The sequence below is a fragment of the Sodalinema sp. genome, assembly GCF_046483825.1.
In the GTDB taxonomy this organism is placed as follows: domain Bacteria; phylum Cyanobacteriota; class Cyanobacteriia; order Cyanobacteriales; family Geitlerinemataceae; genus Sodalinema.
Window position 1 is genome coordinate 55,738 of the sequence record NZ_JAWOCL010000138.1, and the last position, 8,991, is coordinate 64,728.

5 protein-coding genes are annotated in these 8,991 nt (G+C 51.4%); all 5 read left to right on the top strand.

Translation table 11 applies throughout. The annotated features are described in order from the left end of the window. Positions 1–101 precede the first annotated feature (101 nt). Positions 102–854 carry a sulfotransferase domain-containing protein gene (locus R6U67_RS08965; protein ID WP_410252226.1) on the top strand — a complete coding sequence of 251 codons (753 nt, stop codon included), beginning with the start codon at positions 102–104 and terminating at the stop codon, positions 852–854. A 305-nt stretch (positions 855–1,159) separates the two neighbouring features. Next, positions 1,160–2,434: a glycosyltransferase family 4 protein gene (locus R6U67_RS08970; RefSeq protein WP_410252227.1), complete on the top strand. Its 1,275-nt coding sequence runs from the start codon at positions 1,160–1,162 to the stop codon at positions 2,432–2,434. Between the two features lie 144 nt (positions 2,435–2,578). After that, on the top strand, positions 2,579–5,875 hold the full coding sequence (locus R6U67_RS08975) for a tetratricopeptide repeat protein (RefSeq protein ID WP_410252228.1): 3,297 nt from the start codon (positions 2,579–2,581) through the stop codon (positions 5,873–5,875). 70 nt (positions 5,876–5,945) lie between these two features. Next, on the top strand, positions 5,946–7,964 hold the full coding sequence (locus tag R6U67_RS08980) for a tetratricopeptide repeat protein (protein ID WP_410252229.1): 2,019 nt from the start codon (positions 5,946–5,948) through the stop codon (positions 7,962–7,964). 177 nt (positions 7,965–8,141) lie between these two features. Then, a partial coding sequence (locus R6U67_RS08985; RefSeq protein ID WP_410252230.1) for a calcium-binding protein occupies positions 8,142–8,991 on the top strand: 850 nt, incomplete at its 3' end.

The window sequence follows — 8,991 nt, forward strand, 5'->3', positions numbered from 1 at the left end:
AGGGGTGGGTTCCCCTCTTGCCTCTTGCCTCTTGCCATCCCCTCTTGGGAGGGGTTAGGGGTGGGTTCCCCTCTTGCCTCTTGCCTCTTGCCTCTTGCCTCTTGCCTTCCCCCCCCATGCCCCACTTCCTCATCATTGGCACTCAAAAAGGCGGAACCACCTCCGCCCTACATTACCTGAATCAACATCCTCAAATTCAAGTTGCACCTCAAAAAGAAGTGCATTACTTTGACCTGCACTACTCCCAAGGATTGTCCTGGTATCAACAGCAATTCCCCAAAACCGACGAACCCACTCTCAACGGCGAAGCCAGTCCCTACTACATCGTTCATCCCGACGTTCCCCGTCGCGTCGCCGCTGACTTTCCCGAGATGAAACTCATTGCCCTACTGCGAAACCCCGTCGACCGGGCCATCTCCCACTACTACCATGCCATCAAAGAAGGACTCGAAACCCTGCCCCTAGAAGAAGCCTTAGCCCAAGAACCCACCCGTCTAGCCGGAGAAGCCCAAAAACTGGAGGCAAATCCCCACTATCACAGCTACGCCTACCAACACCATAGCTATGTCACACGGGGCTATTATCTGCAACAATTGCAACGCTGGTGGGCGCACTTCCCCAAATCCCAACTTCTGATTCTCCATAGCGACGACCTCTATCAGCAACCCCAAGTGACCCTAAACCGGATGCTAGCGTTTCTCAACCTGCCCGAGTTGACCCTAACCGACTTTCCCAGCCTCAACAGCGGGAACTATTCTCACGTCAGCCAGTCTATCCAACAGCAGTTACAGGAGACCTTTCGACCCCATAACCAGCGGCTGTTTGCTGCCCTCAACCAAAACTGGGGTTGGTGAAAACTGTAGCCTATTACCGAAATGATGCGTTCCGGCAAGTTTGAAGCGATGGGTCTAGGTCATAAACCGAACCGATGCCGGGACGCATCCTACCTATTGCCTATTGCCTATTGCCTATTGCCTATTGCCTATTGCCTATTGCCTATTCCCTGTTCCCTGTTCCCCGTTCCCTCCCCCCTCTTGCCTCTTGCCTATCGCCTATCGTACTCTGGATGAACGCCCAGGGAAACTGTACCGAAATGGTTGCGCCCCAGCCGTAAATCCTAAACAACCCCGGTCATCGGAAATCTTTAACAGCAGTTGCAATGCGTGTCCTATTCCTACATCCGAACTTTCCCGCCCAGTTCCGCCATGTCGCCACAATCCTGGGGCGAGATCCCAATAATCAGGTCGTCTTTGGCACGAAAAACGAACGCCCGGAATGGAAAATTCCCGGCGTAAAAAAAGCCCTGTTTACCCCCAGTCGCGACCCTCGGCCCGAAACCCACCATTATGTTCGGCCCCTTGAAAGTGCCGTTCTCCATGGACAGGCGGTGTACCGTACCATGTTGGCGCTCAAAAGTCAAGGCTTTGTCCCCGATTTAGTCTATGGTCACTCCGGCTGGGGACCCACACTGTTTGTTAAAGATGTGTTCCCCGATAGCAAGTTAATGTGCTATTTTGAGTGGTTCTACTGGGCGCATGGGTCCGATGCTGATTTTGACCCCGCTGACCCCCTCAGTCCCGATGACGAGGCGAAAATCCGCGTCAAAAATGCCCCAATTTTGATGGATTTATACTCCTGTGATTGGGGACTCTCGCCCACAAAATGGCAGAAGTCACAATTTCCCCATGAGTTCCAGCGGAAAATGTCGGCCATGCACGATGGCGTGGATACGGAGTTCTTTAAACCCAATCCGGGGGCGAAGTTGGTGTTACCGAACCTGGATTTGTCCGGGGCCGATGAAGTGGTGACTTACGTCTCACGGGGGATGGAACCCTATCGCGGTTTCCCGGAGTTTATCGAGTCGATCGCCTATCTGCAAGAAAAACGCCCCAACTGTCATGTAGTCGTGGTGGCCTCGGAACGGGTCTGTTATGGGAAATCCCTCCCCAATGGACAAACCTATAAGGAACAGATGTTAGCGAAAGTTCCGTTGGATATGTCGCGGGTGCATTTTGTGGGAACCTTGCCCTATGGCCAATATCTCAAGGTGTTGCAGGCTTCGGATGCTCATATTTATCTGACTCGTCCCTTTGTCTTGTCTTGGTCCATGATTGAGTCGATGTCCACCGGCTGCGTGGTGGTGGGATCAGATACGGCCCCGGTGCGTGAGGTGATTCGCGATGGGGAAAATGGCTTCCTGGTGGATTTCTTCTCACCGAAGCAAGTCGCCGATCGCGTCCATGATGTTTTGGAACATCCAACTCGCATGGCCCATATTCGGGAAAATGCTCGCAAGACGGTATTGGAGAATTATGCTCACTCGGTTCTACTTCCCCGTCACATTGAGTTAATGCAAGAGGTGGCCCAAGGGAAGTTTCCTGAACCACAACCCATCGCCTCGATTCCTGAACGCAGTTTAGTTACCAGTGGTTAGGGAATCCAGGGGAATTTTAGAACGTGATTAGAACGTTCATTAGAACGTTCATTAGAACGTCATTAAAACTTCAGTCGTAGAGGTTGATTCGTAGAGAGTCGTCACGCCGAAACCGGGACATTTAAAGGAGGAAGAAGACAGGGGATGAGTGTTAGTATAGCGACGGCGATCGCGTCCCACCGGACGGGAGAGGTCGAACGTGCAGAACAGTTATATCGGCAAGTCTTAGCGGAGACCCCCCAGGAGGCGGCGGCCTTACATGGGTTAGGGATGATTGCCTATCAACAGCAACAGTACGATCGCGCCATTGAGCAAGTTCAACAGGCCATCACCCTCGATAATAGCAATGCCGCCTATTACAATACCCTGGGCCTAGCCTATCGCGGCCAGGGGAACCTCGATCAAAGTCTGGGCCACTATCGTCAGGGATTGCTGTTAGATCCCGACAGCAACGCCCTTCAGGAGAATTTTACCCGCGCTTGGCTCGATTGTGTCGATCGCGATCGCCCAGTCGCCCTCAATCACCTCATCCAACTCGGACGAGCCTATCATCGTCTCGGCAAAATCAGCCAGGCCCAACAACTCTATGAACGGGCCTTAGAGTATGATGCCAACCAAGCCGATGCTTGCCAAGGATTGGGAACCCTCGCCTATCAGCAACAGAACTATGATCAGGCGGTTACCCTCTTGGAACGGGCGATCGCCCTTGACCCCAATGTCGCCAGTTATCATCATAATCTCGGGGCTGTCTATCAGTCTCAAGGGCGAGTGGGCGACGCAGCGGCGGCCTACCGGCGGGCCGTGGAGATTAACCCCAATTTAGAGGCTCCCCGCAAACAACTCAATCTACTCCTCGAAGATCTGCGGCGAAAAGACCTGGAGACTTGGACCCAGGAAATGCTCAAGTTAGCTCAATGTTTTCGGGAGCAAGAAAACTATCGCCAAGCCGTTTTTCTCTATAAAAAACTCCTAGAAATTGACCCCAACTCGGCAGTTGCCCATTACCATTTAGGGCAAATTGCCTATCATCACCACCAAAGCTATCAGGCGATGGTGGACTTAGAAAAAGCCGTTAAATTGGCGCCTCAAAATGCTGAGTATTACAACAGCTTTGGCTTAGCTTGTATTCAGCATAGTGTGCCACAAATGGCGGTGGAGAAGTTCAAAAAAGCCCTGGAACTCGACCCGGACAATAGCGAGTATCAGGACAACCTCAATGAGGTGATTACCTATTTCTTGCGCTATTACGAAGAATGCGCCCAATGGCATTATCACTTAGAAGAATATCAAGAGGTTGCCGCCCTAGATTTTCAAGCCGGTAACTTTATTAAAGAACATACCGGACGACTGCAAACCGCTCAACGCTACTATGAACAAGCCCTAGCTCTTTATCCCGAATTTCCTGAAGTGCATCTGACGTTAGCGGAGATGTATTTAGAGGAGAAAAACTTTGCCAAAGCCATTGATTCGGCACGGAAAGCGGTTCAAGGAAAACCTGACTATGCTGAAGCCTATAAAGCCTTGGGGAATGGCTTATTAGGGCAGAAAAATGGTGCGGCGGCCATGAATGCTTATCAACGGGCGATCGCCATCAAACCGGACTTCGCTGAAGTCTACTCCAATGTCGCCAGTATTTACTTCTTCCAGAACCAAAACCAGCAAGCCCTAGAACTCTATCAAAAAGCCCTTTCCTATAATCAAGAATTACCGGGGATTCATTGGAATTTAGGCAAAGTTTATGAACGGATGGGCAAGGTTGACGAAACCATCCAATGTTGGCAACGGGCCTTAGAACTTGACCCGAAATTTGGCGGCGGGATTTCCTATCAACATTTGGGGGGTAAATACTACGCCAAGGGTAAAAAAGAAGAAGCCGTTAAACTCTTCCATAAAGCCGTTGAACTCCAGCCGGATTTAACCGAATCCTATTGGGCGCTGTGTGAGATTTATAACACCAAAAATCAAGCGGCGGCTCGGGCCGTGTCCCTCAAGTTTTGCGAAAACGTCAGCGGAAAAGACTATATTATGGCCCTGTTGGCGGCCATGAAATCTCACCTGAACTCTGGGGTGAGTGACGTGGCGATCGCCAAATTCAACGAAGTCGAACCCCTCATCTACGACGCCATTCAGCAATATCCCCTCACCTACAACGAGGTGGTACGTCTCTATCTCAACCTGGCCTTTGATATGCCCCACGTCCGCGATGACGTGGCTAAAAACGCCAAACTCTCCAAAACCTTAGCCCACCTCTATCTCAAATACCTCGAAGCCAAAGCCAACAGCGAAAAACACGCCGAAATTCCCATTCGTCCTCGCCCCAATCCCGGCCATCCCCTGCGCATTGGCTTCCTCTCCAAACATTTCCGCCGTCACTCCGTCGGTTGGCTGAGTGTCGATATCATCGAGGCCCTCAGCAAGATTACCCCCCATATTTTCCTCTACGTCACCGGCGATATGGGCCGCGATGGACTCACCGAACGCTTCGAGAAAGCCGCCGAGAAGTTTAGCCGCCCTCAAGGTGCCCAGGCGAAACTGATTTTGCAAGAAATTGCCCAGGATAACCTCGATGTCTTGGTGGATATGGACTCGGTGACGGTGATGCCCAATACGGAGGTCTTTTATAGCAGTCCGGCCCATGTTTGTCTCACCTGGCTAGGCTTTGACGCGCCCTATATTACCTCAAAGAACTATTATCTCGGCGATTGGCAAACCCACCCGGCCGGCGTTGAGGAACATTACATCGAACAGGTGGTGCGCCTTCCCGACTCCTTCGCCGCTACCGCTGGACTTCCCATTAAAGCCGTGAATCGTGAGGTGTTGCGGCGTTCGATGCGCGTCGCCCCGAATCAGGTGGCGTTCCTCTGTGTGGCTACGGGGAATAAGTTCTGTCCGGAGTTAGTCGAAGCCCAAATTAAGATTCTGGCCCAGGTTCCTGATAGTCTTCTGTTCTATAAAGGCCGGGTGGGGGATTTGTTGGCCATTGAAGAGATTTATAAAACTGAATGTCGCCGTCAGGGGGTGCGGACGAATCGTATCCGGGTTCTCCCTCGCACGCAGACGGAAGAGGAACATCGCCTGATTTATCAGTTTGCCGATGTTTTGATTGACTCTTATCCCTATAGTGGGGCGACGCACGTTGTTGAGGCCCTGTGGTTCAATATGCCGGTGGTGGCCTTGGTGTCGCAACAGTCGTTTGGCCGTCAGGCGTACTCGCTGATGAAAGCCGCTGGGACGGATTTGGGCGTGGCTTGGACTTGGGATGAGTATATTGATTGGGGCGTGCGTATGGGCCGGGATGAGGCGGTTCGTCAGCAGATGCGATCGCAACTCGAACAGGGTAAACAGCCTCACAGCCTGGCCCCGCTTTGGAATCCTCAGAAGTTCGCCGCTGATATGTATGGCATCTTCAAAGAGTTAGTGGCCCAACGGGCGGCAGGATAGGACCATCTCCGGATAATCGCCGCTAATCTTGTAAGGATAAGGGATACCTTTGGCATGATGACTGGTGATTATGGGGACTCACACTTTACTTGCACTTGCTGCCTTATTGGCACCCGAGGGCAGTCTCGAACCGTCGGTGTTACCGATGCTGCCCTCTCTGGAGAATTCATCTTTAGAAACCTCGGCTGACTCGAATCTGGCCCCGGAGGTGGCTATGGCCGTTCCTGAGATGAGTCACCCAGAATCTCAGCATCAGCCACAATTTATGATGGCCGATGTCTCCGGGGTGGATAATCCGGCCCAAACGAATCTTTTTGGTCAATATGTGACGCTGTATCAGGCCCTGTTGATGACGTTGGCCTTGTCTCCTCTGGCGACGTTGGCCACGTTTGCGGTGATTCGTCATCGTATTTTGGATCGGTTGGTGGCTGATGTTCGTCAACGCTTAACTCAGTTGGGGGATTTGGAGGGCCAGTTGGATGCGTCGAGTCAGAAGGCCAATCGTTTGTTGGAGGATCTCGAACGGCAGATGATTGAGGCCCATCAGCAGGCGCGATCGCAAGTCGATGGCTTGACGCAAGAGATTGAGGTACAGATGGATCAATTGCATCACGTCGAACGCATCCGCAATGAATGTTTGCATCAGTTGCAGGTGGCGGTGTTGGAGGCTTACGATGCTAAGGACACGAAACTCAAAGAAATTAACAAAATTAGTCCTCGGGCGATTTTGCAGTCTATGAAGCCGGAGTTACGGCAAAAAATTGATCGGGTGTCTCAGCGACTGGCGGCGATTCAAGCGATTCAGGAAGCCAACCGAACCTTACCCATTGCGGCCCCTCATGCGGTGGCGAATCCTGAACCGCCAAGACACACTCCGGCGTCAACGGCTTCAACGAAGGAAACGCCACCACCGCCGAGGGAAGCCCCCACCCAGTCTGAAAAACCCTTATCTCTCCCCGATGGGGCCTCGGTTCAGGAACGGTTGGTGTATTATGAAGCCCTTGTTAATCGTCAACCGGATCATCGTCAGGGATGGCTGGAGTACGCCGAAGCACTCCTGAAAACTCAACAATGGACCGATGCGATCGCCGCCTATGAACGGGCCATCGCCCTAGACTCCCAGGATGCTGATGTTTGGCTACGTCATGGGACTCTACTCTATCGCACGGGCCGCTATGCCAATGCGGTCGTCAGTTTTGATAATGCCATTGAACATCAAACTTCTGAGGAATCTGGGGGCCGCGATCGCCTCGTGGAAGCCTGGTTTGGCCGGGGAAATACCTTAGGCCGCCTACAACGCTATTCTGAGGCTATTGACAGTTATGATCGCACCTTAGAATTGAACCCAGACAAGTATGAAGCCTGGTACAACCGGGGCAATACGCTCACTAAGTTGCAACGGTTGGATGAGGCGTTGAAAAACTACGATCGCGCTTTGGAGATTCAGCCGAAAAGTGCGGAAATTTGGCATAATCGCGGTGCAATTCTCAATCGGATGCAGCATTTCAACGAGGCGATCGCGTCTTATCGCCAGGCGGTTAAGTTGCAACCGAATAAGTTTGAGGCTTGGTACAACTTGGGCAATGTCCTCAGTAATATCAAGCGCTATCAGGATGCAATTTCAGCTTATGAAAAAGCGAGTAAAATTAACCCAAATCGCTATGAAGTGTGGTATAATCGCGCGGCAATTTTAGTGAAGTTAGAAGAGCATACCGAGGCGATCGCCTCGTATCAAAAAGTCACACAACTCAAGCGAGATCACCTAGAATCGTGGTATAACCAGGGCATTTTACTCGAAAAACTCGAACGCTACCCTGAGGCATTAGACTGTTTCGATTCTGCCATTGAACTGCAACCCCAATCCTATGAAGCCTGGTATGCCAGTGGTACAACATTACAGAAACTTGAGCGTCATGAAGAAGCTCTAAATGCCTATGAACGGGCGATCAAGCTCAAACCTGAACAATCCGAGGCTTGGTACAATCGGGGTCAGTTATTGTCTTTGTTGAACCAACATCAAGAAGCCATTGCCAGTTTAGGCAAAGCCTTCCAAATTCAAAACAGTATGCTGCAAGCAACAGCAATGTAAGCTTAGGTAAAAATAAGCCTATTGAATCATTGAATTGATTGAAACAATTTCGACACATGACTCGTCTAAATCTAGTAGAATGCATTAAACTAAAAGAGTTGACGTGCATCCTAGAAAAATCCAAAGAATCCACGGGTGTTTCTGCCTAGAACTTTGTGTAAACCTGTGGAGGACAACATGGCTAATATTATTGGCACATTAATTGCAGATTTGATTATTCCCGGCGGAAATATTCAGGGTGAACCCTTACCTGATCTGTCTGGTGATGACATTATTGATGGCGTTGGCGGTGATAACGTCATCGCCGGGAGCGATGGCAACGATAGCATTGTGGGCCGTTCTGGCCGAGATATGTTATTCGGCAACCAAGGGGAAGACACCCTCGAAGCCGGTGGCGGCGATGACAGTCTATATGGCGGTCAAGGAAATGACGTTCTCCGGGCCGATTCAGGGAACAACTATCTCTCGGGTGATCTCGGCAATGACAGCGTTTTCGGCGGTAGTGGTAACGACTTCATCGTTGGAGGAGAAGGCGACGACAACCTCGACGGGGGTTCTGGCGACAACACCATCGCTGGGGGAGATGGCAATGATACCCTCGAAGCCGGAAATGGCAATGATGTCCTCTTCGGCAACCAAGGTAACGATGTTATTCGTACCGGAGAGGGCAACAATACGGTCTATGGCGGGGCTGGGGACGACACTCTGTTCGCCGGTGCCGGTAGCAACTTCCTCTCTGGAGACTTAGGGGCTGATGTTCTCGTGGGTGGTGAAGGACAAGATACCTTTGCCATGTCGCGCCGCAGCGATAATATCACCACCGGCGGCGAAGCCTTAACGGATGCCGATCGCATTCAGAACTTCGTGCGCGGTCAGGATAAGCTGATGCTTGATGGCCTCCCCTTTGCTGATCTTGACATTGAAGTGAATGGCGAGAATTCCATTATTAAAGACAAGGTAACTAATCAGTTCCTGGCTGTTGTTGAAGGGGTCTCTGACCTCGATGCGACCGACTTCTCGAGTGATA

What these genes read in the sequence shown, in the direction of transcription:
- R6U67_RS08970 (WP_410252227.1), top strand. Translation starts at nt 1,160, where the DNA reads ATGCGTGTCCTATTCCTACATCCGAACTTTCCCGCCCAGTTCCGCCAT.
- R6U67_RS08975 (WP_410252228.1), top strand. Translation starts at nt 2,579, where the DNA reads ATGAGTGTTAGTATAGCGACGGCGATCGCGTCCCACCGGACGGGAGAG.
- R6U67_RS08980 (WP_410252229.1), top strand. Translation starts at nt 5,946, where the DNA reads ATGGGGACTCACACTTTACTTGCACTTGCTGCCTTATTGGCACCCGAG.